General features: G+C 56.3%; 26 protein-coding genes. 11 read left to right on the top strand and 15 right to left on the bottom strand.

Features of this window, described 5'->3' with window-relative positions; genetic code table 11:
• Positions 1 to 96: 96 nt before the first annotated feature.
• Positions 97 to 1,125 carry an S-methyl-5-thioribose-1-phosphate isomerase gene (gene mtnA, locus SGBXF1_RS04370; protein WP_037423038.1) on the top strand — a complete coding sequence of 343 codons (1,029 nt, stop codon included), beginning with the start codon at positions 97 to 99 and terminating at the stop codon, positions 1,123 to 1,125.
• Between the two features lie 17 nt (positions 1,126 to 1,142).
• On the opposite strand, the gene SGBXF1_RS04365 is transcribed toward mtnA, so the two are convergent.
• Genes SGBXF1_RS04365 through SGBXF1_RS04355 form a run of 3 tightly spaced genes read right to left on the bottom strand, consistent with a single transcriptional unit; the run spans position 1,143 to position 2,982 of the window.
• Entirely contained in the window at positions 1,143 to 1,685 is a 543-nt protein-coding gene (locus SGBXF1_RS04365) for a 1,2-dihydroxy-3-keto-5-methylthiopentene dioxygenase (protein WP_037423037.1), read from the bottom strand.
• Positions 1,682 to 2,371 carry an acireductone synthase gene (mtnC, locus tag SGBXF1_RS04360; protein WP_037423035.1) on the bottom strand — a complete coding sequence of 230 codons (690 nt, stop codon included), beginning with the start codon at positions 2,369 to 2,371 and terminating at the stop codon, positions 1,682 to 1,684. Before mtnC ends, SGBXF1_RS04365 begins: the two co-directional genes overlap by 4 nt.
• Positions 2,368 to 2,982, bottom strand: a complete 615-nt coding sequence (locus SGBXF1_RS04355) for a methylthioribulose 1-phosphate dehydratase (protein ID WP_037423033.1) — start codon at positions 2,980 to 2,982, stop codon at positions 2,368 to 2,370. The genes mtnC and SGBXF1_RS04355 overlap by 4 nt, the downstream gene beginning before the upstream one ends.
• 162 nt (positions 2,983 to 3,144) lie before the next feature.
• On the opposite strand from SGBXF1_RS04355, the gene SGBXF1_RS04350 reads away from it, so the two are divergent.
• Positions 3,145 to 4,305, top strand: coding sequence for a pyridoxal phosphate-dependent aminotransferase (locus tag SGBXF1_RS04350; protein WP_186427885.1), 1,161 nt, complete (start codon positions 3,145 to 3,147; stop codon positions 4,303 to 4,305).
• Positions 4,293 to 5,066, top strand: coding sequence for an amidohydrolase (locus SGBXF1_RS04345; protein ID WP_186427884.1), 774 nt, complete (start codon positions 4,293 to 4,295; stop codon positions 5,064 to 5,066). The genes SGBXF1_RS04350 and SGBXF1_RS04345 overlap by 13 nt, the downstream gene beginning before the upstream one ends.
• 33 nt (positions 5,067 to 5,099) lie before the next feature.
• Here SGBXF1_RS04345 and SGBXF1_RS04340 read toward each other — a convergent pair whose 3' ends face one another.
• The 10 genes from SGBXF1_RS04340 to SGBXF1_RS04295 all read right to left on the bottom strand — a co-directional run bounded on the left by SGBXF1_RS04340 (position 5,100) and on the right by SGBXF1_RS04295 (position 13,887).
• A complete protein-coding gene (locus SGBXF1_RS04340) occupies positions 5,100 to 6,452 on the bottom strand; it encodes a nucleobase:cation symporter-2 family protein (protein ID WP_037423027.1) in 1,353 nt (450 codons plus the stop codon).
• 37 nt (positions 6,453 to 6,489) lie between these two features.
• Entirely contained in the window at positions 6,490 to 6,825 is a 336-nt protein-coding gene (uraH, locus tag SGBXF1_RS04335; protein ID WP_186427883.1) for a hydroxyisourate hydrolase, read from the bottom strand.
• A complete protein-coding gene (gene uraD / locus SGBXF1_RS04330) occupies positions 6,818 to 7,318 on the bottom strand; it encodes a 2-oxo-4-hydroxy-4-carboxy-5-ureidoimidazoline decarboxylase (protein WP_130379357.1) in 501 nt (166 codons plus the stop codon). The genes uraH and uraD overlap by 8 nt, the downstream gene beginning before the upstream one ends.
• Positions 7,318 to 8,574, bottom strand: a complete 1,257-nt coding sequence (hpxK, locus tag SGBXF1_RS04325) for an allantoate amidohydrolase (RefSeq protein WP_186427882.1) — start codon at positions 8,572 to 8,574, stop codon at positions 7,318 to 7,320. The genes uraD and hpxK overlap by 1 nt, the downstream gene beginning before the upstream one ends.
• The gene (locus tag SGBXF1_RS04320) at positions 8,574 to 9,815 is read right to left on the bottom strand and encodes a pyridoxal-phosphate-dependent aminotransferase family protein (RefSeq protein ID WP_061808648.1); all 1,242 of its coding nucleotides are present in this window, start codon (positions 9,813 to 9,815) and stop codon (positions 8,574 to 8,576) included. Before SGBXF1_RS04320 ends, hpxK begins: the two co-directional genes overlap by 1 nt.
• Before the next feature lie 164 nt (positions 9,816 to 9,979).
• A complete protein-coding gene (locus SGBXF1_RS04315; protein WP_186427881.1) occupies positions 9,980 to 10,723 on the bottom strand; it encodes an amino acid ABC transporter ATP-binding protein in 744 nt (247 codons plus the stop codon).
• Positions 10,704 to 11,360 carry an amino acid ABC transporter permease gene (locus tag SGBXF1_RS04310; RefSeq protein WP_037423012.1) on the bottom strand — a complete coding sequence of 219 codons (657 nt, stop codon included), beginning with the start codon at positions 11,358 to 11,360 and terminating at the stop codon, positions 10,704 to 10,706. Before SGBXF1_RS04310 ends, SGBXF1_RS04315 begins: the two co-directional genes overlap by 20 nt.
• Positions 11,360 to 12,025 carry an amino acid ABC transporter permease gene (locus SGBXF1_RS04305; RefSeq protein WP_130379353.1) on the bottom strand — a complete coding sequence of 222 codons (666 nt, stop codon included), beginning with the start codon at positions 12,023 to 12,025 and terminating at the stop codon, positions 11,360 to 11,362. The genes SGBXF1_RS04310 and SGBXF1_RS04305 overlap by 1 nt, the downstream gene beginning before the upstream one ends.
• Positions 12,026 to 12,037: 12 nt before the next feature.
• Complete coding sequence (locus SGBXF1_RS04300) at positions 12,038 to 12,829, bottom strand: transporter substrate-binding domain-containing protein (RefSeq protein ID WP_186427880.1); 792 nt, start codon at positions 12,827 to 12,829, stop codon at positions 12,038 to 12,040.
• Between the two features lie 218 nt (positions 12,830 to 13,047).
• On the bottom strand, positions 13,048 to 13,887 hold the full coding sequence (locus tag SGBXF1_RS04295) for a MurR/RpiR family transcriptional regulator (RefSeq protein ID WP_186427879.1): 840 nt from the start codon (positions 13,885 to 13,887) through the stop codon (positions 13,048 to 13,050).
• 256 nt (positions 13,888 to 14,143) lie between these two features.
• Here SGBXF1_RS04295 and SGBXF1_RS04290 point away from each other — a divergent pair, with 256 nt between their 5' ends.
• Genes SGBXF1_RS04290 through hpxZ form a run of 4 tightly spaced genes read left to right on the top strand, consistent with a single transcriptional unit; the run spans position 14,144 to position 17,730 of the window.
• Entirely contained in the window at positions 14,144 to 15,730 is a 1,587-nt protein-coding gene (locus tag SGBXF1_RS04290; RefSeq protein ID WP_061808659.1) for a gamma-glutamyltransferase family protein, read from the top strand.
• A 24-nt stretch (positions 15,731 to 15,754) separates the two neighbouring features.
• Positions 15,755 to 15,946, top strand: coding sequence for an oxalurate catabolism protein HpxX (gene hpxX / locus SGBXF1_RS04285; protein WP_037422999.1), 192 nt, complete (start codon positions 15,755 to 15,757; stop codon positions 15,944 to 15,946).
• The gene (locus SGBXF1_RS04280; protein WP_061808644.1) at positions 15,943 to 17,343 is read left to right on the top strand and encodes an AtzE family amidohydrolase; all 1,401 of its coding nucleotides are present in this window, start codon (positions 15,943 to 15,945) and stop codon (positions 17,341 to 17,343) included. Before hpxX ends, SGBXF1_RS04280 begins: the two co-directional genes overlap by 4 nt.
• Before the next feature lie 3 nt (positions 17,344 to 17,346).
• Positions 17,347 to 17,730 carry an oxalurate catabolism protein HpxZ gene (gene hpxZ, locus SGBXF1_RS04275; RefSeq protein WP_037422993.1) on the top strand — a complete coding sequence of 128 codons (384 nt, stop codon included), beginning with the start codon at positions 17,347 to 17,349 and terminating at the stop codon, positions 17,728 to 17,730.
• A gap of 37 nt (positions 17,731 to 17,767) precedes the next feature.
• On the opposite strand, the gene SGBXF1_RS04270 is transcribed toward hpxZ, so the two are convergent.
• Positions 17,768 to 18,652, bottom strand: a complete 885-nt coding sequence (locus SGBXF1_RS04270; protein ID WP_186427878.1) for a siderophore-interacting protein — start codon at positions 18,650 to 18,652, stop codon at positions 17,768 to 17,770.
• 5 nt (positions 18,653 to 18,657) lie between these two features.
• Positions 18,658 to 19,881, bottom strand: coding sequence for an MFS transporter (locus SGBXF1_RS04265; protein WP_186427877.1), 1,224 nt, complete (start codon positions 19,879 to 19,881; stop codon positions 18,658 to 18,660).
• A 138-nt stretch (positions 19,882 to 20,019) separates the two neighbouring features.
• On the opposite strand from SGBXF1_RS04265, the gene SGBXF1_RS04260 reads away from it, so the two are divergent.
• The 4 genes from SGBXF1_RS04260 to SGBXF1_RS04245 are packed head-to-tail and all read left to right on the top strand — an operon-like array spanning position 20,020 to position 25,782.
• Positions 20,020 to 21,765 carry an IucA/IucC family protein gene (locus SGBXF1_RS04260; protein WP_186427876.1) on the top strand — a complete coding sequence of 582 codons (1,746 nt, stop codon included), beginning with the start codon at positions 20,020 to 20,022 and terminating at the stop codon, positions 21,763 to 21,765.
• A complete protein-coding gene (locus SGBXF1_RS04255; protein ID WP_130379345.1) occupies positions 21,762 to 22,712 on the top strand; it encodes a GNAT family N-acetyltransferase in 951 nt (316 codons plus the stop codon). Before SGBXF1_RS04260 ends, SGBXF1_RS04255 begins: the two co-directional genes overlap by 4 nt.
• A complete protein-coding gene (iucC, locus tag SGBXF1_RS04250; protein WP_130379343.1) occupies positions 22,709 to 24,457 on the top strand; it encodes an IucA/IucC family protein in 1,749 nt (582 codons plus the stop codon). Before SGBXF1_RS04255 ends, iucC begins: the two co-directional genes overlap by 4 nt.
• The gene (locus tag SGBXF1_RS04245; RefSeq protein WP_186427875.1) at positions 24,454 to 25,782 is read left to right on the top strand and encodes a lysine N(6)-hydroxylase/L-ornithine N(5)-oxygenase family protein; all 1,329 of its coding nucleotides are present in this window, start codon (positions 24,454 to 24,456) and stop codon (positions 25,780 to 25,782) included. Before iucC ends, SGBXF1_RS04245 begins: the two co-directional genes overlap by 4 nt.
• The last annotated feature ends 5 nt before the right edge of the window (positions 25,783 to 25,787 follow it).

The raw sequence follows: 25,787 nt of genomic DNA, 5'->3' as shown, positions 1-25,787 counted from the left end.
AGACGTAAAAGCATTTGGACGTCTATACATCCGGATGTCATGTTGGCAGAATAGCTTTCCAGATGCAATAACTACGCAACAAGGAATTAACCGCCGATGCAAGCGCTTAACACCACCAGTTTGACCTTGAGTGACAACCGACTTTGGATCCTCGATCAACAGGCTTTGCCGCAGGAAAAACAGTGGCGTACCTGTGACAGCGTGGAAGAATTGGTGGGGCATATTCACAGCCTGCGAGTACGCGGTGCACCGTTAATTGGTTTATCCGCCAGCCTGCTATTGGCTCTGTTGGCGGAACGCGGCCTGCCGCGTGAAGAACTGGAGCAAGCACTGATCACGTTACGTGCCGCACGACCGACGGCAGTCAACCTGATGAACAATCTGGATCGCATGAAGCTCGCACTAGCACAACCTCAGTGGGTATCCGCGATGGTGGAAGAAGCATTGCGATTAGTGGAAGAAGATCGCAAGTTGTGCGATCGCATTGCCGATCACGGTGCCGAACTGGTGAAACCCGGCAGCCGTCTGCTGACACATTGCAACACTGGTGGCCTGGCAACCGCGGGGATTGGCACAGCCATCGGCGTTCTGTTGCGCGCTCATCAGCAAGGCAATGTACAACAGGTGTGGGTCGATGAAACCCGTCCGCTGCTACAGGGAGGGCGACTGACCGCTTGGGAACTGGGCGAACTGGGTATCCCATATAAGCTGATTTGCGACTCTATGGCCGCTAGCCTAATGGCGCAGGGCCAGGTAGATGCCGTGTGGGTCGGTGCCGACCGCATCGCCGCTAACGGTGATGTCGCTAACAAGATTGGCACCTATAGCCTGGCGGTGCTGGCGCATTACCACCGTATTCCGTTCTACGTCGCCGCGCCGCACACCACCCATGATCCGCACTGCCCAAATGGAGCCGCAATCCCGATTGAGCAGCGCGCTGCCACCGAGGTGACCGGTGTTGCGGGTAGCTTTGGCTCATGCCAGTGGGCACCTGTTGATGCCCCGGTCTATAACCCGGCATTCGACGTGACGCCAGCGGCACTGATTAGTGGCTGGGTGTTCGACAGCGGCGTGATCACGCCGCAACAGGCTAATGAAGGAATTTTCACGCGGGCGTTAGGCTAACGCCCGCATCATAGCGGTCAATCGAGACGTGGATACGCATCGGCGATGTTGTCGCCGGTGAAATGCGCCACCCAGCCTTCCGGGTTATCGAACACGCGGATGGCAGTGAAATTCGGTGCTGAGCCCATATCGAACCAATGGCGGGTATCGGCCGGCACCGAAATCAGATCGTTCTTCTCACACAGGATCTGGAAGATCTTGCCATCCAGATGCAGGCAGAACAGTCCAGCACCCTCGACAAAGAAACGCACTTCATCTTCGCCGTGGGTATGCTCGGATAAAAACTTGCTGCGCAACACGTCACGCTGGGCATTATCCGGACGCATGCTAATCACGTCCCAACTCTGGTAACCCTTCTCCGCCACCAGTCGATCGATCTGATGCTGATAGGCGGCGATCACCGTCGCAGGTTCCGGGTTTTCACCCAGTTCGCGATCCGCCTGCCAGCGTTCGAAACGTACGCCAATCTGCGCCAGCTGCTGCTGGATCGCCTGCGCATCATTGCTCTGCCACAAAGGCTGCTGCGGCTCTTTATCACTGAAAATGGTTAATCCACTCATGAGGCAAACTCCCCTAAATCGATATGATCAAACCGGTTAACCTGCGGATGTTGGCTTTGTTCATCGGCATCATTGCGGATCAGTTGGCAGGTATGCCAACCGGCGGCACGCGCGGCGTCCAGCTCTTGGTGAATGTCAGAAAGAAATAACAGCGCGTCAGGATCAATACCGATTTCACTGGCAATATTACGATACGACGCAACGTCACGCTTGGCACCAACGTGGGTATCAAAATAACCGCTGAACAGCGGCCGCAGATCCCCGGCATCGCTGTATCCGAACAGCAGTTTCTGTGCCTCTACCGACCCGGATGAGTAGACATACAACTTCAGCCCTTGCTGCTGCCAGACAGCCAATTGCCCGGCCACTTCGGGATACAAATGCCCACGAAAATCACCGTTCTGGTAGCCACTGCGCCAAATGATGCCTTGCAATGCTTTCAGCGCGGTAGACTTGCGGTCTTCGTCCATAAAGCGATACAGCGTGGTAATCAGTTGCTCAATATCCGCCTGCGGCTGATCAATTTCATGGCGTAAGTCGGCCAGCGGCGCGGTCACTTCGGCATCAGCGGCGTGCTGACGAAGAAACGTCGCCAACCTTTCACGTGCATAAGGGAACAATACTTGATGTACGAAGCGGATATCGCTGGTGGTGCCTTCAATGTCGGTGACGATAGCGCGGATCATTTTGCCTCCAGTAAACGGCGTTGCAGTTCGCACTGGAACAGGAATTCCAGCCCTTCGAGATGACGGCGAGCCTCTGCGACCTGGCGGCCCCAGCAATACAAACCGTGTCCCCGCACCAGAAAACCATATTGCAATGGCGTTACTTCAGCATAAGCCGCCACACGTGCTGCTAATCGCGGGATGTCCTGATCGTTATCGAAAATGGGGATAACCACGCTGTCCAGGTGCGTGTTTTGTCCGCTGAGTGATTTTTGCATCTCATAGCCCTGCAACAACAGTCCATCACTACGTTCAACACGCGACAGCACAGTCGCATTCACTGAATGTGTATGCAGCACCGCACCAATCTGCGGGTAGAGACGGTAAATCAAGGTATGCAGGCCGGTTTCCGCCGATGGTGTACGGCCGCTTGGTACATGATTAGTGCCAGTTTCTACCAGCAGGAAATCTGTTTCTGTCAGGCTGCCTTTATCCTTGCCGGATTCGGTCACCAGACAGTGCTGATCGTCGAGACGCAACGACATGTTACCTCCCGTCGCCGGACACCAGCCCTTCTCACCAATCCAGTGGCAAGCAGACAATAGCGCTGTAAGTTGCGGATTTTCGGTCATTATCGTTTCCCGGTCTGTAAGGTCGTCCAGCAGATGAAGCTTAGAATGATTTGATTAATGGTTAGATCTTTTCTTCATTTAGCCATCTAAGCGTCTTGATTGCCAAATACTAACATCGTGTTATATTGACGGCAACATAAGCGCCAGGAGTATTAGCCTGCTATGAGCACTTCAGCATTGATTCCCGAAAGTAAACTGCCCGCGCTGGGCACAACCATTTTTACCCAGATGAGTGCATTGGCGGCACAGCATCAGGCAATCAATTTGTCGCAAGGTTTTCCCGATTTTGATGGTCCGGACTACCTGAAAGAGCGCTTGGCCTGGCATGTGAGTCAGGGCGCTAACCAATATGCACCGATGACTGGCGTTGCTCCACTGCGTGAGGCTATCGCCGAGAAAACCGCGGCTCTGTACGGCTGGCTGCCGGACGCCACCACCGAAGTCACCGTCACGGCAGGGGCTACCGAAGCCCTGTTCGCCGCCATCAGCGCGTTAGTACGTCCCGGCGATGAAGTGATTTGCTTTGATCCCAGCTACGACAGCTATGCACCGGCGGTGGCCTTGTCCGGCGGCACGCTAAAACGCATTGCACTGCACCCCCCGGCGTTCAGCGTAGACTGGCAACAATTTTCTGAATTGCTGTCACCACGTACCCGTCTGGTGATCCTCAATACGCCGCACAACCCCTCCGCCACGGCCTGGCAAGCTGAAGATATGCAGCACTTGTGGCACGCCATTAGCGATCACGAAATCTATGTCCTCAGCGATGAAGTCTATGAGCACATTTGCTTCGCCAAAGGGGGACACACCAGCGTATTAGCTCACCCACAATTGCGTCAGCGTGCGATCGCCGTGTCCTCTTTCGGTAAAACCTTCCACATGACAGGATGGAAAGTGGGTTACTGCGTGGCCCCAGTAGCGCTGAGTGCAGAAGTACGCAAAGTGCACCAATACCTGACCTTCTCAGTCAACACCCCGGCGCAATTGGCACTGGCAGATATGCTGCGCAGCGAACCAGAACATTGGCAGCAGTTATCGGCGTTTTACCGTGCCAAGCGCGATCGTTTTGTGCAGGCATTGTCAAACAGCCGACTGGAAATTCTCCCCTGCGAAGGTACATACTTCCTATTGGCAGATTACAGCGCCGTCTCCGATTTGGACGACGTGGCGTTCTGCCATTGGTTAACTGAGCACGTAGGCGTGGCGGCGATCCCGCTGTCGGTCTTCTGTGCCGATCCTTTCCCACATAAATTGATCCGGCTGTGCTTCGCTAAACAGGATGCCACGCTGGATGCAGCTGCGGAGCGGTTATGTCGACTTTAAAAATTACCCTGTTGCAGCACCCCTTAGTCTGGCGCGACGGCGAGGCCAACCTGCGTCATTTTGATACGCTGCTGGCACCGTTAAGTGGCCGCGATTTGATTGTGCTGCCTGAGATGTTCACTACCGGTTTTGCTATGGACGCCGGGGAAAGTGCGCTACCCGAACAGCAGGTGATCGACTGGCTGCACGGCTGGGCGAGCAAAAGCAACGCTCTGGTTGGCGGCAGTGTGGCGCTGAAAACTGCCGAAGGCGCAGTAAACCGTTTCCTGCTGGTTGAGCCAAACGGTCAGGTACATGCCTACGATAAGCGCCATCTGTTCCGCATGGCCGGCGAACACCTGCATTATCAGGCGGGCAAACGGCGTGAAATTTTCGAATGGCGCGGCTGGCGGATTCTGCCGCAGATTTGTTATGACTTGCGCTTCCCAGTTTGGTCCCGCTATCAACAAGATTACGATCTGGCGTTGTACGTCGCCAACTGGCCAGCACCGCGCAGCAAACACTGGCAAACCCTGTTGGCAGCACGCGCCATTGAAAACCAGGTGTACGTGGCTGGCTGCAATCGTGTGGGCGAAGACGGCAATGGGCTGAACTACAGCGGTGACAGTCTGATCCTCAGCCCGCAAGGGGAAACGCTGGCGCAAGCGGAACCATTCGCCGCCGCACAGCTGGATGCAGAGCTGTCGCTGGAAACCCTGCAAAGCTACCGCAGCGCCTTCCCGGCCTGGCGCGATGCCGACAGCTTCCTGCGCCACGATTGATGATCCCGGGCGTGCTCCACTGCGCCCGTGACGTCAAGAAAGTTCTTCCTCTCCCGCCTTTTCTTCTGCACTTTCAATACGGTTAAACAGCAGATTCAACAGGAGAGCCACCAGGCATGAAGCGCTGATACCTGAATGCAGCAACGTACGCACCCAATTCGGGAACTGATCGTAAAAGGTCGGCATCACGATCGGGATCATGCCGAAGGCGATCGCCGTCGCCACCACCACCAAATTCATGTTGTCCTTATAATCCACTTTCGCCAGGGTACGAATGCCACTGGCCGCCACCGAACCAAACAGCACCACACCCGCACCGCCCAGTACCGGCAACGGAATGCAGGCAACTAATCGGCCCAGCACAGGCAAAACGCCCAGCAGCACCAAAATTGCACCACCGGCGCTGACGACAAAACGGCTCTTCACGCCGGTGATCGCCACCAGTCCAATATTCTGGGCAAAGGAGCTTTGTGGGAATGAGTTGAAGACCGGTGACAACGCACTCGACAGCATATCGGCGCGTAGACCATTGGCGATACGGCGCGCATTCACCGGTGAACCGACAATGTCGCCAACCGCCATTAACCCCGCCGTGGTTTCTGTCAGCAGCACCAGCACAATCAACAGCATGGATAACACGGCACTTAATTCGAAGGTGGGCCAGCCATACGCAAAAGGCGCAGGGAATGCCAACCATGGCCCGTTCCCCACAGCAGCAAAACTGACCTTGCCAACCAGCACTGCCACCACGCAACCAACCGCCATCGCCAACAGCACGGACAGGCGTTTCAACGCCGGTGAGCCCACTTTATTGAGCAATAAAATGACCGCCAGCGTGAAAGCCGCCAGGCCAATATTCCCGGTGGAGCCCCAGTCCGCCGCCTTGGCATTACCGCCCATCGCCCAACGTACCGCCACTGGCATCAATGACAGGCCAATCACCGTCACCACAGTGCCGGTCACCACCGGTGGGAAGAAACGGATAATGTGTGAAAAGAATGGCGCAATCAACAGCCCCACCAGCGAAGCGGCAATCACCGCACCGAATACCGCTGGCAGCCCCCCATCCCCCGTCACAATCGTTACCATGGTTGCCACCCCGGCGAAAGAAACCCCCTGTACCAGTGGCAATCGCGAACCGAAACCGGGGGGGCCCAACGTTTGCAGCAGGGTCGCCAACCCACTGACAAACAATGCCGCCGTCACCAGCATGCCAATCTGTGGTGCGCTTAACCCTGCGGCTGAACCGATGATCAACGGCGGCGCAATAATCCCACCGTACATGGTCAGAATATGCTGCAGGCCGTAGGCGAAAGTCTTTGCCAACGGCAATTTTTCATTTTCCGGGCAGCACGAAGCCGCGCCCTTATCCTGAGACAGAGCCATAGATACCTCGTCAATGCGGGTTAACCGCTAAGGGCGTTTAGCTGCCCCGATAGGTTGAGTAAGAATATGGGCTGATGAGCAGCGGTAAATGGTAATGCTGAGCATCATCATTGATGACAAAATCGATGATGGCCGTGGCATACAACGTTGCACGCCGATCGGCAGCAAAGTAAGCGCCAAGATCGGCAGACAGACGGTAATGCCCTGTCACCAGGCTATCCGACATAAGATCACGTGCGCGACCATCAGCATCCGTATGGCTTTCTGCCAGTGTCTGCCACTGGCCGTTTTGCTCACGTTCCAGCCACAGCCGCACGCTGGCGGCGGGTTTTCCGAGTGACGTATCCAAAATATGGGTGCTAATTTTACTCATCGCTCAGTAACTCCTTAAAACGCAGCATCACGATCTCACGCAGCTGTTCAGCGGTTTCCTGCCGTTCCTGCTCTGCACTGTTATGCAATCGCCGTTCAAGCTCCCGCAGAATACCCGGCCCATCACGGCCAGCGGCACGGATCAAAAATACCTGATCAAATTGCGCTTCATAGCGCCGGTTCCCTGCCAGCAATGCATTGGCAAGCTCTGCATCCTCCGCATTGACCGCCGCTTGTTCACGCTCAGAAAACTGCGCCTCCCGCGCGTTCCCCTTGGCACGCTCCCCGATACGTGGATGCTGCGCCAACGCCTGCTTGATCTCTTCGGTTCGCCAACGTTGCGCTGCTTGCCAGGCCACCGCCAGTGCGTTGTCGACACTGCTGAATGGCCGCGCCGTAATCACCGCCGCGATCCAGGCTGGAATCTCCACACAAGGGCGCAGCAACTGTTCCGCTTGTGCCACGGGTAATTGATTAAACCGTTGCAGACGCATTAGTCATCTCCCCAGGTAGCAACCGTCTGACAGTAAGCCTGGATAGCCAGCGCCACATCAGACTGGCTGACGGCTTCAGCCGGATGGTGGCTAATACCGCGATCACAACGTACAAATAACATGCCCACGGGCCAACAGGCCGCTAACGCAATCGCATCGTGCCCTGCACCGCTTGGCAACGCCAGACTGCGTCCTTGCGCCGCCACCACGCTCTGTTGCCAGCGCTGTTGCAAATTTGCATCACATTCCGTTGCATTTATGCGGTAAAACTCTTCACTGGAAAAACGCAGTCCCCGGCGTGCGCAAATCGCGTGTGCCTGCGCCAGTAACTGCGTCAGCAGTGACACCAGCGGGCCGTCTTCCGGGCCACGCACGTCAAGCGACAGTCTGACCTCGCCCGGGATCACGTTGACCGCTCCCGGCAAACTTTCTATCCGTCCTACGGTCGCCACCCGATGCCCATCACTCGCTGCGGTGATGGCCTCAATCGCCACCATCCATTCCGCCGCCGCAGCCAATGCGTCTTTACGTTGCCCCATAGGTACGGTGCCGGCATGGCCCGCCTCACCAATGAAGGTGCAGTTTAGGCGCCGGGCACCGTTAATCGCAGTCACCACACCCAGTGCCAGGTCGGCAGCTTCCAGGCATGGCCCTTGCTCAATGTGCACTTCCAGGTACCCGCAGATATCACTTTGTGCGCGCTGCGCCTCACCGACCGCCGCCGGATCAAGACCAAATTCACGCAGTGCCTGCGCCACGCTGATACCGTCGACGTCAGTCCTTTCCAACCAGTCGGCCGGCCACTGCCCAGTAATACCTCTGCTACCGAGTAAGGCGATGCTAAAACGCGTGCCTTCTTCATCAGCAAAGCCAATCACTTCAACTGCGACTGGCAGACGCCGTTGCTGCTGATGCAAATGCGCCACCACTTCCAGCGCAGTCAATACGCCGAGCATGCCGTCATAACGCCCGGCATTACGCACCGTATCCAAATGCGAACCGAGCAAAAGCGCAGGAGCGCCTGGCGTTTGGCCTTCATAGCGACCGCAGATGTTACCGACGCTGTCTTGCCACACCGTCATGCCGATAGTGCGCATCCAATCACCGACTAACAGATTGGCGCGCCGATGCTCCGGCGACAGGTAAACCCGTGTCAACTCGCCCGGCGTAGCACTGATCGCCGCCAGTGCATCACAACGTGCCATCACCCGCGCCGCTGCCTGCTCCGCCTCCTGGGCGGTCAACAACGCAGCCATCAACGGCTCCCGTCATCGTAGGTATTCCAAGCGGCCTGTAGCGCTTCACCCTGCTTGCTGACAAAGCCAAGCCGATTCAGCACCGCTTCCAGCGCGGTCAACGTCTGTAGCACGCAATCTTTACGCGCGTTGTACCCCATGGTGCCGATACGCCAGATCTTGCCTTGCAGTGGGCCGAACGACGTACCTATCTCGATGGCAAAATCATTCAGCATCATCTGACGTACCTGCTCGCCGTGCACCTGCTGCGGGATCACCACGCCGAGCACGTTATTCATTCGGTTTTCAAGGTTGCCGAAGACTTCCAGCCCCATGCCCTGAATACCGGCCAGCATGGCCGCGCCGTGCAGCTTATGACGGGCAATGGTGTTATCCAGCCCTTCTTCCAGGATCACCCTGGCGCACTCGCGCGCGGCAAACAGCATGCTGGTGGCTTCGGTATGGTGGTTCAGGCGCTCCGGGCCCCAGTAATCCATGATCATGCCGAGATCGAAATAGTTGGAGTAGATCATCTCGTCGTCACCATCGGCATGGTCTGCTGTACGAATGCCCTGCTCTACACATTTACGACGGCGAACGATCTCTTCAAACTGCGGGCTGAGGGTGACTGGCGAGCTGCCCGACGGGCCACCCAGGCATTTTTGCAACCCAGCGGAGACGGCATCCAGCCCCCAAGCATCGGTTTCCAACGGGTTACCGGCAAATGAAGCGGTGGCATCGGTATAAAAAAGTACACCGTGGCGGCGGCAGATATCCCCCAACGCCTCCAGCGGCTGCAACATCGTGGTGGAGGTATCACCCTGCACCGTTAACAACAGACGCGGACGTACCTTCTTGATGGCATCTTCAATCTGGTCCGCACTGAACACTTCGCCCCAGGGCACCTCAATGGTGTGCACCTCAGCACGGCAGCGGCGGGCAATCTCACACAGCAGATGACCGAAACGACCAAACACCGGTACCAGCACCTTGTCACCGGGGCGGATTGAGGAAACCAGCATCGCTTCAATACCCGAACGGGAGGTGCCGTCCACCAACATGGTCCAGCGGTTTTCGGTGCGGAACAACGCACGATACAGTTCCATCACCTGATTCATGTAGCCAGTCATTGCTGGATCGTACTGGCCAATCAACTGGCTCGACATGGCACGCAGCACGCGCGGATCGGCGTTGATCGGACCCGGCCCCATCAACAGGCGGGCGGGGGGATTAATCTGATCAAATTTTGCGATATCTAACATGTTAATTCCTTACCAGCTTAATATACCCTTCATCTTTCAAGTTGCAGATGCGTTGGCTTTCCTCGCTCACCGTGGTCACGTACTACTTGTACGCTCCCAGGAGGGACTCGCTGCGTTGCTGCCTTCCTGCCTCTTGAAATCTATTGGGTAGAGATTTACGCTTATCAGAGTTCGGACAGACCGCGGACCGACGCAATAAACTGTTTTAATTCCTGCGTTTGCGGGTTGGCAAATAACGTACGGCTGTCACCCTGTTCCCATACTTTTCCCTGGTGCATAAACACCACCCGATCACCGACTTCACGGGCAAAGTTCATTTCATGAGTCACCAGGATCAGCGTCATCCCCTCTTTGGCCAGTTGCTCCAGCACTTTTAGCACTTCGCCCACCAGCTCAGGATCCAACGCAGAGGTAATTTCGTCACACAGCAAAACCTTCGGGTTCATCGCCAATGCCCGGGCAATCGCCACCCGCTGCTGCTGTCCACCTGAAAGGTTGGCCGGCGAATAATGCATACGTTCGCCCAGCCCGACTTTATTCAACATCTCTTCCGCCAGCCCGCGGCATTCGGCCGGGCTTTTCTTCAGCACTCGGCGCGGCGCCAGCATCACGTTCTCCAGCGCGGTCATGTGTGGGAATAAATTGAAGTTCTGGAACACCATGCCAATGGAGCGGCTGATTTCACGCGCCTGTGAATCGCGATCGGTCACCGTCATACCGCCCAGTTTGATACTGCCTTCCTGATAACCTTCCAACCCGTTGATGCAGCGTAACAACGTGCTTTTACCGGAACCGCTGCGACCGATGATCGAAATCACCTGCCCCATATCAATATCCAGATCCACGCCTTTCAGCACATGGTTCTGACCGTAATACTTTTGAACCTGATTAATTGTGATGAGCGGCATGGAATTTCTTCTCCAGATAATGGCTGTAGCGCGACAATGGGTAGCACATCAGGAAGTACCCCAGAGCGACCAAGCCAAAAACTTTAAACGGTTGATAAGTGACGTTATTCAACATGGTGCCGGCCTTGGTCAGTTCGACGAAACCAATGATCGACGCCAGTGCGGTCCCCTTGACCACCTGAACCGAAAAACCGACAGTAGGTGCGATGGCGATACGTACTGCCTGTGGCACCACCACCCGCGCCAGCGTCTGGCCAAAGCTCAGCCCCAGACAGCGCGACGCTTCCCACTGGCCTTTCGGCAATGCGGCGATGCTGCCAGACCAGATATCCACCAGAAAAGCGCTGGTGAATAACGTCAGCGCCAACGCGGCCGCGGTCCAGGGGCTAACATCAATGCCAAATAGTGCCAGCCCAAAAAAGGCCAGGAATAGCTGCATCAGCAGCGGCGTGCCCTGAAACAGCTCGGAATAACCGCGAACAAACCGCAGCGCCCACTTACGTTTGCTCAGGCGTAGCAACAACAGCGGCAAGGTCACCAGGGTGCCGCCAATAAATGCCGTTAGTGATAACAACAGCGTCCAGCGTGCCGCCAGCAGCAAATTGCGTACAATGTCCCAATCGGTAAACGTCAGCATCAGCTTTGGCTCCCTAGAAAACGGCGTCCGGCGGCCAGCAACAGCTGGCGCATCAGTATGGATAACAGCAGGTAAAACAGCGCCGTTACCAGATACACCTCAAAACTGAGGAAGGTACGCGACTGAATCAGGTTGGCTGCAAACGTCAGTTCTTCGAACGACACCTGTGACACCACCGATGACCCCAGCATGACAATAATGCACTGACTAACCAGCGCCGGATAAATCCGCTGAAGCGACGGCGGCAACACGATGCGCAAAAACGTTTGGCTACGGCTGAATCCCAGTACCCGCCCCGCTTCCCACTGGCCTTTCGGCGTTACCTGAATACCTGCACGGATGATTTCGGTACTGTAAGCGCCCAGGTTAACCACCATCGCCAGTAATGCCGCCTGGCCGGCGGTCAGTTTCCATCCCAAACTGGGCAGACCAAATACAATGAAGAACAGTTGCACCACGAACGGCGTATTGCGCACGATCTCAACGTAAACACCCCAAAGACGGCTGGGCAGGTTAGCTTTGCCGCTACGGAGCGCTGCACCAAAAATACCCAGTGCAACGCCCATCACCGTGGCCATGGCCGTCAGCTCAATGGTGGTCAGCAGGCCGGCCAGCAATTCGGGCAGATAAGGCCACAGAGCAGGAAAGTTAAGCTGATAGGTCATCAGGCGTCCCCGTTATGCGCCAAAGTTGGCAGGCAATGGCGCTTTCAGCCATTTTTCCGACAAACCATTAAGGGTGTTGTCTTTCAACGCCTGTTCAATCAGTTCATCCACTTTTGCTTTCAACGCTGGCTCGCCCAAACGCAACCCCACGTAGCACGGTGAATCTTTAAGCATAAATTTGGCTACTGGCGCATGAGTCGGATTCTGTCGCGCAATGGCGCTCACCACCAGATTGCCGGTAGCGATGTATTGCACCTGACCGGACAGATAAGCCGACAGCGTGGTGTTGTTATCTTCATATCGCTTGATCTGCGCGCCCTTCGGCGCGGTGTCGCTCAGCACCATGTCTTCCACCGCACCGCGCGTCACGCCAATGGTTTTACCGTCCAACTGCGCGGCGTCCGCCAGCGCCGACGCTTTCGGGCCAAACACGCCAAGGAAGAACGGCGCATAGGTGCGGCTAAAGGCAATCGCCTTCTCACGCTCCGCATTTTTACCCAGGCTGGAAATCACCAAATCGACCTTGTTGGTCTGCAGGTAGGGCACGCGGTTGGCGCTGGTGACTGGCACCAATTGCAACTTAAGTTTCATCTTGTCGGCCAGATATTGCGCCATATCGATGTCATAACCCTGCGGCTGTAAATCGGTCCCCACCGAACCAAACGGTGGGAAATCCTGGGGTACAGCCACACGCAGCACACCGCGCTGCTGGATTTCCTGCAGTTGATCCGCCATCGCCGTCGCGGCCTGCGCCATTAGCAGCACCGCACCTAACGCCACTACACCGATTTTCTTGAAGTTCATAGATTATCCCCGATGGTGAAATGATGAAACAAAAGATTCTTTGATTATCACTTTGCAACTAATGTGCCAATTAACAGCATCGGGAATGTTTGGCGTTACTGCCCGTAAGTTAGGGCATTAGGAGAGGAGTCACCCTGCCATGGTCACGGCAAGGCCAATCAATCAAACGGGAAAATAGCGCACCATCAAAGTGCGAAAGCACCAAAATAGCGCTGAAGTCAGCGCTGTTCCAGCTCATCCAAATCGCTATACAAGTCAGCGATCTGGTGAATGCGTTGACGACCTTGCGCCAGGGTCTCATGCAGCAAGGCATTGCTCATCAGGTTAGCCAAACTCATCGCCGCAGAATAACTGTCGAAAGCAGAAACACTGTCGAGGGGCGTCGCCAGATGCCAGCTCGCCAGCGGGATCAATGACTGCACCTGCGGTTCACACACCAGCAGTGTCGGCACCTGTTGAACCTGTAATTGTGTTAACAGTGCACGCAACTGACGCGGTCTGCGACGAAACGCCACCACCACGGCCACATCCCGTTTATCCAGATCAACCAACTCTTCTGCCAAAGTCTGGCCAGGCTGAGGCACCAGTAAGACCTGTTCCCGCACTTGCATCAGTTGTTGGCGCAGGTGCATCGCCACCGGATAGCTGTTGCGAAACCCCATCAGCACCACACGCCGCGCCTGCACCAAAGCGGCGATCACCGCAGTGAACTGATTGGTATCAATGTGGTTTACCCAGTGGGTGAGATTGGCCATTTCCTGTTTGTAGTGCCGCGCCAGCAAGGTGTTGCCCTGCACCGCATCACGGTTATCAGTCAACGGCATACCGCTCTGACGCAGGGTGCGCAACTCATCACGCATAGCGCGGTAGCTTGGGTACCCCAGGCGTTTGAACAAGCGGCTGACCGTAGCTTTGGACACGCCGCTCAAGCGTGCTAGCTCAGCACTGTTGTAGCTGATCAGGTCATCAAAGTGATCAAAAATAAAGTCGGCCACCCGCTGTTCCTGCGGCGTGAGCCGTGGATATTCACCGCGCAGGCGTTCATCAATCTGCTTCATTGCTACTCCTGCTTTCCCCAATAGATTTCAACGTGCGGCCAGGCAATAACCAATCCCCCAGAAGCTTAGTCACTGGAGTGAGCGAGGAAGATAACACCACGGCCATGTGAAATATGATGGAGATTGTAACCTTTGTTTCAGCGGAACATAGCATGCCCAATCCACCTGCTGGCAAGCGATTATTGCCCTTAACGAAAACATGGAACATCTCTTGCTTGTGTTTGAGGCAGACGCTGACCTCAAACAAGGGCCAAAGATGATTAACAGCAACACAGCGCCATTGGGCATGGCTGTTACACCGCACCACCTCGCCAGCGAAAGTGCACTGGCGGTACTGCGTGAAGGCGGAAACGCGATTGAAGCGATGGTCGCCGCTGCCGCCACTATCGCCGTAGTCTACCCACACATGAACGGCTTGGGGGGCGACGGCTTCTGGTTGATCGTTCCCCCACAAGGCGATCCAGTGGCGATCGATGCCAGTGGGGCAGCAGGCTCTTTAGCCACACTGGATTTTTACGCAGGTGAAAGCCACATACCGCATCGGGGTCCCAAAGCGGCACTGACTGTCGCGGGTACCGTTGGCGGCTGGCAGGAAGCGTTGGATTATTCCGCCGAACTTGGTGGCGAACAATTACCGCTCCCGCGCCTGCTGGCAGATGCCATTCGCTACGCCGCAGATGGCATTCCGGTTACTGCTTCGCAAGAAGCCGCCACGCGTAGCAAATACTCTGAGCTGGCAAATCTGGAATGCTTTTCCCGCACTTACCTGCCGCATGGCGAAATACCTCACGCCGGGCAACGCTTCTGCCAGCCACAGTTGGCGGATACGTTGATTACGCTGGCCGAAGAGGGTTTGGACAGTTTCTATCGCGGCCCACTGGCGCTGGATATGGCGGCTGATATGGCCAGGCTCGGCATGCCACTCACCGCGCAGGATCTCGCAGATTATCGCCCACGCCGCCGTACACCGTTGCGGCTTGAACATCAGAAAGGCGAAGTTTTTAACCTGACACCGCCGACTCAGGGCCTGGTATCGCTGGCGATCCTCGGGCTGACTGACCGCCTGCCGCTCGCCAGCCGCAGCGAAGGTGCTGTCATCCATGGGATTGTTGAAGCCACCAAGTTGGCCTTCAGTCTGCGCGACCAATTCATCACAGACCCACGTCAGATGACACAGGATCCACAGGCATTGCTGACCACCGAGCACCTGGATGCACTGGCCAAACACATCGATCCTGAACAGGCTGCTAACTGGGGGAAAGGTAAAGGCCCCGGCGATACCGTCTGGATGGGCGTTATGGACAGCAGCGGCCTGGCGGTGTCCTTTATCCAAAGCATTTATCACGAATTCGGCAGTGGCGTAGTGCTGCCACACAGCGGCGTACTGTGGCAAAACCGCGGCGCCTCTTTCAGTTTGGATGCTGCCCACCTATTGGCACTGGCACCGGGTAAACAACCGTTCCACACCCTGAACCCGGCGGCCGCACGTTTGTATGACGGACGCACTCTGGTGTATGGCTCAATGGGAGGGGATGGTCAACCGCAGACCCAGGCGGCAGTTTTTGTCCGCCATGTGGTGCAGGGATTACCGCTGCAACAGGCGATCAGTGCCCCACGCTGGTTACTCGGCCGCACCTGGGGCGAAAGCTCTGACTCGTTGAAGCTTGAAGGGCGCTTCACCGAGGAAACCGTGAGCTATTTACGTCAACGCGGACACGACGTGGAGCTGCTGCCTGACTTTAGCGAAGCCGTCGGCCACGCCGGCGCCATTGTTCGCCATACTAACGGCATGCTCGAAGGCGCTTTTGATCCACGCAGCAACGGCAGCGCCGCTGGCTTCTAATCGCGCTATCAAGAAGGGGACACAATGAACAATCCACTTGCCGCCGACTGGGCAGCCTATATCAGCCAGATGGAAGCCATATTGGCCCTGGAACTGGATGACGTACGCCGCCAAGAACTGTTGGCCCAGTTCAACCGCATCGCCGCGATGGCGGAACCGCTGATGGCCTTGCCGCTTGATCAGCGCCTGGAAATTGCCGGGGTATATCGAGCATGAATCCACTAAGCGCTTTGTCGATCGCCGAGATTCGCGCCGCTTTGAACCAAGGTGCGATGTCTGCCCGAGAGATCGCCCAGCAAACGCTGGAAAGTCTCGATGAGCTCAATCCTTCGTTGAACGCCTACACCCACATCACCCGCGAACGTATGTTGAGTGAGGCCGATCATATTGATCGCATCCGCGCCAAGGGCCAGGTTTTGCCGACGCTGGCAGCCATTCCTTATGCAGTGAAAAACCTGTTCGATGTCACCGGGGAGACCACCCTGGCCGGTGCCAGCCTGTTTTGCGATAACCCGCCCGCCAAACAGGATGCCTGGGTGGTGAACAAGCTGGCGACACAGGGTGCGTTGCTCTCCGGCATGCTGAATATGGATGCCTATGCCTATGGCTTTACCACCGAAAATAGTCACTATGGCGCGACACGCAACCCACACGACACCACACGCATTGCCGGCGGCTCTTCTGGCGGTTCAGCGGCAGCCGTCGCCGCCGGGTTGGTGACATTCTCACTCGGCAGCGATACCAACGGTTCAATACGTGTGCCCTCTTCGTTGTGCGGCATCTTTGGCCTAAAACCTACCTTTGGTCGCTTGTCGCGGAGTGGCAGCCAACCCTTTATCGCCAGTCTGGATCATGTCGGTCCCTTTGCACGTCGGGTGCGTGATCTGGCGGCGGTATATGACGTGATGCAAGGCACCGATATCGAAGATCGCTTTCAGGCAGAAAAACCGATCACCCAAACCGAGTCACTGCTGCCGCGTGGACAACAGGGCCTGCGTTGTGCAGTACTGGCGGGATATTTTCAGCAATGGTGCGATGACGACGCAAAAGCGGCGGTCTTGCAAGTCGCACAGGCACTTGAAGCCATCGCCGAAGTCGAATTGCCACAGGCTGAACTGGCGCGTTCTGCCGCGTTTATTCTCACTGCCGCGGAGGGAGGTAACCACTACCTGCCACTGCTGCGTAGTCACCCTGAACGCTTTGAGCCATTGTCACGTGAACGCTTGTTGGCCGGTGCCATGCTGCCTGCCGCTTGGTATGTGCAGGCACAACGCTTCCGCTCCCATTTCCAACAGCAGGTATTGCCGTTGTTTGAACACTGGGACATTCTGATCGCCCCAGCAACACCGTGCAGTGCTACAGCCATTGGTCAGGAAACCATGCGCATAAACGGTGCCGATCTGCCCATCCGTGCCAATATGGGGATGTTGACACAACCGATCTCCTTCCTCGGCTTACCGGTAGTGACCGTGCCGCTGAAAACGGCCTCTGGCCTGCCGATTGGTCTGCAACTGATCGCCCCGCCGTGGCGCGAGGATCTGGCATTGCGCGCCGCCTATGCGCTGGAACAACGCGGCGTGGCGGCCTGTGTTTTACCGGGGAAACAGGATTAACTGATGAAGAGTGACTATATTGATCGTCCAGCGGTTTTGGCAGAGGTGAACGCCGCCTTTTACCGCTATGAGCAGGCGTTGATTAGCAACGATATTGACGTATTGGATGAACTGTTTTGGCACGACGGGCGTACCGTTCGTTATGGCGCGACGGAGAATTTGTACGGTATCGATCAGATCCGCGACTTCCGCCAGCAGCGGCCCTCAAAAGGACTGGAACGTCTGCTTGAGAACACCGTGATCACCACCTACGGTGACGATATGGCGGTGGCCAGCACCGAATTTCGCCGACCTGGTAGCGAACGCATTGGCCGTCAGATGCAAACCTGGGTCAAACTGCCCTGCGGTTGGCGCATCGTCGCCGCGCATGTGAGTTTGATGGCGTAAGGCAAACGGGGCGCTCGCGCCCCGTTTAATGCTGATATCAACACCAGTACGCCATAAAGTTAACGGTGGAACGATCGAGATCGCGTTCGCCAATCAGATAACGGCGTAACGCCTTCACAGCGGAAGACTCTGCTGCAACCCAGGCGTAGAAGCTTTTCGCCCCTTCGGCTCGTTCCCACAGCAGATCGCCCCCCAGACTGTTTTCCGCCAGCGACTGCGCTTGCGTCCGCGCCGATTCGGGAATATTTACCCGTTGGCGCACCGATTCCACCAACAAGGTGCCATGCATCTGCTGATGTCCCACGTCACGCGGTAACCAATACACCTCGGCAAACGGGAAGCGGTCCATATTCAGGCAGTCACCCGCGACCGGCACTTCAAAAAACGCCTGCACCCGTGGCGGGTTGGCCTGCTGCGCCAACTGCTCCAGAATGCCCACCGCCGCCGGCACGGCCGTTTCGTCGGCGATCAGCAGAGCTTGTTGCAACGCACTCGGCGGTGCCCATTCGTAGCCGCCGCTGTCACCGTCGAAATCGGCATTGGGTGCCACCGTCTGAATGGTATCTCCTGGTTTGGCATGCGTCGCCCACGCGGAGGCCGGCCCGTTCACACCATGCAGTACAAACTCGACCTCCATTTGGTTCTGTTCGACCCGTAACGCGCGCAACGTATAAGTGCGCATCACCGGACGCTGTGCTTTCGGTATCGCCATATAGTTCCGATACCAGTCGTCACTGTTTTCCAGGCGTAGGTTCTGCCCTTCCTCGGCCGGGAACAACAGTTTGATGCGCTGATCCGGCGCTTCCAGCTTCATGCGGTGGACGTCCGGTCCCTCAAAAACGCAGCGCAGCAAGGAAGGCGATACATTCTCTTTTACTTTCAGTGTGATATCAAAAATTCTGTAGCTTGATACGCCGGACATAATGCTTACTCTCCCGCAGAATTTACCTGGATGCGGTGCTGGTGCCATAGCCAGCCGCTGATACCACCCAGCAGGACCGCCATCGTCAGAGCCGCCGCGATCAGCTGCGACTCACCATAAAACCTTGCCACCACCGGCACCATCAGTGCACTCAGACCATAACCCAACGTATGACTGGTTGCGATCGCCCCTGACCCTTTGCCGGTAGATAATTTATCGTTCAGCATCAACTGATAACCCGGCGTTGCCATGGCGGCGCCAAAGGAGGCCAGCGCACAGCCGGTATAAAATAGCGCCAACGGTTGAGCACACATCAGGCCCAGCCCCACCACCATCAATACTGCCGCAATCAACAGTAGCTGCGGCGCGCTAAAGCGCTGTGGGCGCACGATCAGGAACTGCGCCAACAACGTACAGGCCGCAGCGACGCTCAGCAATACCGCCACATGATGGCTGACGGTGGTGGCAGAGTGGTTAAACAAACGCGTCAAATGTGGTGCCAGCCCCAGTTGCATCAGGCTAACGGACGCAGCCAACAACAATGCGCACAGTAAATAAGGTGCCATATTGAGACGCAGCCGATTTTGCTGATGCGCGACTGGCGGCAACGGCGGATCGTTGTGCTGGCGGCACACCACCAGCAAGGCAATCAATGGTGCAATAGCCATCAGCCACAACGGCGCCATCGGATGAATAGACAATGCCAATGCTGCGCACAGCGGCCCAAGCAGCCTCCCGCAACTCAGACCGGAGCTGATGGTCGCCAGTGCCGACATGCGCTGTTCGTAACCTGCACGCTGCAACGCCCATGTCTGGCTGGCAGGCACCATACCGGATACCGTCAACCCATAGATAATTCTTGCCACGATCAGTCCACCTAGCCCCACCATCGGTGAAAGCCAACCGGCAGATAGCCCCCAAACGGCTAAGGCCAGTAAAGCAAAACTGAACAAATACCCTGCTAATGCCATGGTTACCACAAACTTGCAGCCCCGAATTTCAGACTGCCGGCCCCACCATGGCGAACCGACCAGAAATAGCATTGAGCCGAGCGTCAATAGCCCAGCCCAGACCGAAAGCGATAATTGGGTCATGCCCACCAACACCGGCAATGCCACCAACAGGCCGTTTTGCCCGATGCCCAACAGCCCGGCACAAAGCGCCAGAGGCCAATTGGAAGGAGACGTATTCCCAATTGTCGGTGATTTAGGGGGAGAAGAAATATGCATCAAACGTAAATTTACCGTTAATAAAATTATAAGGTTATGTTCAATTCATTGAAAAATTGTATCATAGGACGATTGATAACAATAAATATTATTGATATAAGAATCATTCTCAATTGATTCAAACAGTGAAATGGGATCATGACAATCCAGTTTGAAACCGCGACGACCGACGTGGCTGCCCAATGTTTTCTCAACGCATTGATGCGTGAAACTCGGGACTGGCAAATCATTCCGCCAGCCAACCACCAACAGCATCCACAACTCCACATTCCACTTTCGTCTTCTCAGGCTATTCGCATCGCGTTACGCCATACCTCCCCCACTCAGCATCACCAATATCTGTTCCCGGCACGTCTGCATCAGCAGGACGACGGAGCAGGCGTTGCGCTGAGCATAGAGCAACTGGTCACCCTGTTGCTGGAGAAACCTTCGGTGAAAGGTGAATTGTCGGATGACGTGGTAGCCCGCTTCCGCCAGCGTGTGCTGGAAAGTCATGATAATACCCAACAGGCGATCACTGTTCGTCTGGACTGGCCTGCACTGCGCGACCAGCCATTGAACTTCGCCCAAGCGGAACAAGGACTGCTGGTCGGCCACGCCTTCCACCCGGCCCCCAAATCCCATGAGCCCTTCAATGAGCAGCAGGCGCGCCGTTACCTGCCAGACTTTGGCACCCGTTTCCCACTGCGTTGGTTTGCTGTCGATAAACGTCAGCTGTGCGGTGAGAGTCTTAATCTGACACTGCAACAACGCCTGCAACGTTTTGCTGCCGAAAGTGCCCCGCAGCTGTTGGCACACTTTACCGATGACGTCTGGTTGTTGCCGATGCATCCGTGGCAAGCCGATCATTTGCTAACGCAAGTCTGGTGCCAAGATCTGGTGACTCAGGGGCTGCTCCGCGATCTGGGTGAAGCCGGTGAACGTTGGTTACCAACCAGCTCCTCTCGTTCGCTGTACAGCGCCAGCAACCGCGACATGATCAAGTTCTCCCTCAGCGTACGCCTGACCAATTCAGTGCGTACCCTGTCGGTAAAAGAAGTGAAGCGTGGCATCCGTTTGGCCCGTTTAGCACAAACACCACGCTGGCAGCACTTGCAGGCACGTTATCCGACCTTCCGTGTGATGCAGGAAGACGGCTGGGCCGGTTTGCGTTCTGCGGACGGGACGATTCAGGAAGAAAGCTTGATGGCGCTGCGCGATAACCTGTTATTCGATCAAGCGGAAAACCAAACCAATGTGCTGGTGACCTTGACCCAAGCTGCACCGGACGGCGGCGACAGCTTGCTGGCTGCAGCCGTGCGCCGTTTAGCCACTCGCCTGAACCTGCCATTGCAACAGGCCGCCCATACCTGGCTGGATGCTTATTGCCAACACGTCTTACTGCCACTATTCAGCACCGAAGCCGATTACGGACTGGTTCTTCTGGCCCACCAGCAAAATATTCTGGTAGAGATGCAGCAGGACCTGCCGATCGGCATGCTGTACCGCGACTGTCAGGGCAGCGGCTTTACCCGCGATGCCGGCCCCTGGTTAGACGAGATTGGCGAGGCCGATGCGGAAAACCGCTTCAGTGAGCAACAACTGCTACGTTACTTCCCTTACTACCTCTTGGTTAATTCCAGCCTGGCGGTCACCGCTGCGCTGGCAGCGGCCGGTTTCGACAGTGAAGAACAGCTGATGGCACGGGTGCGCGATGCACTGAGCGGCCTGCGCGCCAATGCAAAAAATACTCTGTGCCTGGACTACGTGCTCGACAGCAGTCATTGGAACTGCAAAGGCAATTTCTTCTGTTACCTGCACGACCATAACGAAAATACTATCGTCGATCCGGCGGTGATTTACTTCGACTTCGTCAACCCGCTGCGCCAGGGGGCGACCCAATGATGCCGCACGCTAAACTGATGCATGCCGGCAGCGGTTTTCGCTGCGAGCGGCTGGAAAAGGAGCTGCAACTCGGGCTGGGCCTGGACGGCAGTGCCGTGCTGCACTATCCGGGGCAGCTTCCGCAAGGTTGGTTAGTGCAGGCGCTGGATCAATTACTGGTCGCGGCACCACAACTTAGCGGTATCACATTGCCCTATGCGCAATGGTGCGAAGAACCGCAAGCGCAGGTGCTATTTGCCTTGGCTAACAGTGACTACCTGGCACGCGACACCTTTTATCAACTGCCACTGTGGCTAGGTGCCGAACGCCACGCTGCGTCCGGGAAAATGCAGTATGACGCCGAACGCAGCCTGTGGTTCCCGCAACGCCCGGCACGGCCCAGCGGGGAAGTGTATCGCCGTTACGATCCCCAGTTGAAGAAAACCCTCAGCTTCCGTCTGCCAGAAGTGGAACGCGACGCCGAACAGTTCACCCGCTGGATGAACTCACCCCGCGTCGACGCATTCTGGGAAATGAGCGGCCCACTTGAGACTCAGGCTGCCTATCTGCAACGTCAACTGGACTCCAGTTACTGCTATCCCCTGCTGGGTTGCTTTGATGATCGCCCATTCGGCTATTTCGAAGTCTATTGGGCCCCCGAGGACCGTATCGGTCGTCACTACCGCTGGCAGCCATTCGACCGTGGGCTGCACATGCTGGTCGGTGAAGAAGACTGTCGCGGCGCACACTACATCCGCAGTTGGCTGCGTGGCCTGACGCATTACCTGTATCTGGACGAACCGCGCACCACTCGTATCGTTGCAGAACCACGCGCGGATAACCAGCGCCTGTTCCGTCATCTGCAAACTGCGGGTTACCACACCGTCAAAGAGTTTGATTTCCCGCATAAGCGTTCACGTTTGATCATGAATCAACGTGATGAATTCTTCCGGGGGGCTTCAGTATGATCACCACTGATTATGTCGACTGGCCACGTGTTAACCGCCAAATGATCGCCAAAATCCTCGCCGAGCTGGAATACGAGCGCACGCTGCATGCCGAACAGCATAATGGGCAATGGCACATCACGCTGGGCGATGCCCACTACAGTTTTAGCGCTGAACGCGGTATCTGGGGTTGGCTGCATATCGATCCGGCTACGCTGGCCTGCGATAAAACCCCATTAGCCGCCGACCAAACGCTGCGTCAGTTAGCGCTGGTGCTGAAAATGGACGATGCGCAGATTGCCGAACATTTGGAAGATCTGTACGCCACGCTGCGCGGTGATATGCAGCTGCTGTCCGCCCGTCATGGCATGAGCGCGCAGGATTTGATCGCGCTGGACGCTGATGCACTGCAATGTCTGTTGGCCGGACATCCCAAATTTGTGTTCAACAAAGGCCGCCGTGGCTGGGGGCTGACCGCATTACAGCAATATGCGCCAGAGTATCAGGGGCAGTTCCGACTGCACTGGGTAGCAGCCAAGCGTGGCAGCTTCGTCTGGTGTGCCGACGAAGAGTATCCACTGGAAAATCTGCTTAGCAGTGCAATGGATAGCGCCGAACGCCAGCGTTTTGAACGCCGTTGGCGCGAACTGAGACTGACCCATGACTGGATCCCGGTGCCGCTGCATCCGTGGCAGTGGCAGCAAAAGATTGCCTTGCACTTCCTGCCACAACTGGCCGAAGGCGAACTGGTGGAACTGGGTGAATTCGGCGACAACTATTTGGCACAGCAATCGTTGCGTACCCTGACCAACATCAGCCGCCGCTCCGCATTCGACATTAAGCTGCCGCTGACCATTTACAATACCTCGTGTTATCGCGGTATTCCGGGTAAATACATCAGCGCCGGGCCGGCCGCATCGCGCTGGTTACAGCAGATTTTTACCGAGGACAGCACACTACACGCCAGCGGCGCCGAGATCCTTGGCGAACCGGCGGCAGGTTATATGACACACCCAACCTACGCTTCTTTGGCCGAAGCACCCTATCGGTATCAGGAAATGCTCGGCGTAATCTGGCGTGAAAACCCATCTTGCTATCTGCAAGAAGGTGAGCAAGCCATTTTGATGGCGACACTGATGGAAACCGACAACCACGGCCAACCACTAATCGCCGCCTATATCGCCCGCTCCGGCCTGAGTGCTGAAGCCTGGTTGCAACAGATGTTCAGCGTAGTGGTGTTGCCGATGTACCACCTGATGTGCCGCTATGGCGTGGCCCTGATCGCCCATGGGCAGAACATCACGCTGGTGATGAAGGACCATGTGCCACAGCGCGTGCTGTTAAAAGACTTCCAGGGCGATATGCGTTTGGTTGATCAAGACTTCCCTGAAGCGGCGTCGCTACCGAAAGTCGTGAAGGATGTCACCGTACGTCTGTCTGCCGACTACCTGATCCATGACTTACAAACCGGGCATTTCGTTACTGTGCTGCGTTTTATTTCGCCGCTGATGCGAGCCTGTGGAATCAGCGAAACCCGCTTCTATCAACTGCTGGCGCACGTGTTGAACAGCTATATGGCTCAACACCCAGACATGGCAGAACGCTTTGCTCTCTTTGATCTGTTTAAACCACAAATCATTCGCGTGGTGCTCAACCCGGTGAAACTCACCTACTCAGAGCAGGATGGCGGCAGTCGCATGTTGCCAAACTATCTGCAGGATCTGGATAACCCTCTTTACCTGGTCACCAAGGAGTTTGCCCAATGAATCAGCCTCTGGATTTCATCGGCATTGGCATCGGTCCGTTCAACCTCAGTATTGCCGCACTCGGCAGCGAAGTTGCCGGTTTTAACAGTAAATTTCTCGAGCGCAAACCCCATTTTTCCTGGCATCCCGGCATGATGGTGCCGGATTGCCATATGCAGACCAGTTTCCTGAAAGATCTGGTCAGTGCGGTATCGCCCACGAATCCCTACAGCTTTATTAACTATTTGGTGAAGCGGAAGAAATTTTACCGCTTCCTGACCACCGAGCTGCGCACGGTGTCGCGTGAGGAGTTCGCCGACTACCTGGATTGGGCCGCCAATGGGCTGAAATCGCTCGAGTTCAGCCAAGACATTCAAAGCGTGGACTTTGACGACCAACAGCGCCAATTTGTCGTCACCACCCAACGTGCCACCTACCGGGCACGTCACGTCTGTCTGGGCATTGGCAAACGCATCAAGCTGCCAGACTGCGTCACCGAACAAAACGATCGCTGCTTCCATGCCAGTGAGATGACGCTGCGCAACCCGGACTTGACCGGCAAACGCGTCACCATCGTCGGCGGCGGCCAGAGCGGTGCGGACCTGTTCCTGAACATTTTCCGTGCCGAATGGGGCCAACCAGCGCAGTTGAACTGGATCTCACGTCGCAACAACTATAACGCATTGGATGAAGCCGCCTTCGCCAACGAGTACTTCACCCCGGACTACGTTGACAGCTTCTACGGCCTAAACGACAGTGCCAAGCAGCGCATGCTGACCGAGCAGAAGATGACCTCCGATGGCATCACCAGCGACTCGCTGTTAGCAATTTACCGCGCGATGTATCACCAGTTTGAAGTGTTGCGTGAAAAACCCTGGGCACACCTGTTGCCAAGCCGCTCGCTGGCCGCGATCCAGGCCACAGGCAACGGCTGGCAGTTGGTGACCCATCATCATCTCGATCAGGGCAAAGAAACTGTCGATACCGATGTGGTGATCTTCGCCACAGGCTACCAGCAGGATCGCCCCGCATTCCTTGAACCGCTGGCAGAACGTCTGCTAACCACCGCCGATGATCAGTACCGTGTGGCCCCCGACTTCACCCTTGAGTGGCAAGGTCCCAAGGAAAACTGCCTGTTTGCCGTTAACGCCGGCATGCATAGTCACGGCATCGCCGAACCCCAGCTCAGCCTGATGGCCTGGCGATCGGCTCGTATTCTTAACCGGGCTTTAGGACACGACCAGTTCGATTTAACGTCCACCCCGGCGGTGATCCAATGGCGCAGTCGGCAACCGGGCACACCAGCCCGTGCCGATCACGTCATGCTCAATTACACCGAATTTTAACTACA

The organism is Serratia grimesii, assembly GCF_900186025.1.
Classification (GTDB): Bacteria; Pseudomonadota; Gammaproteobacteria; order Enterobacterales; family Enterobacteriaceae; genus Serratia; species Serratia grimesii.
This window is presented reverse-complemented; position numbering and strand designations above follow the sequence as displayed.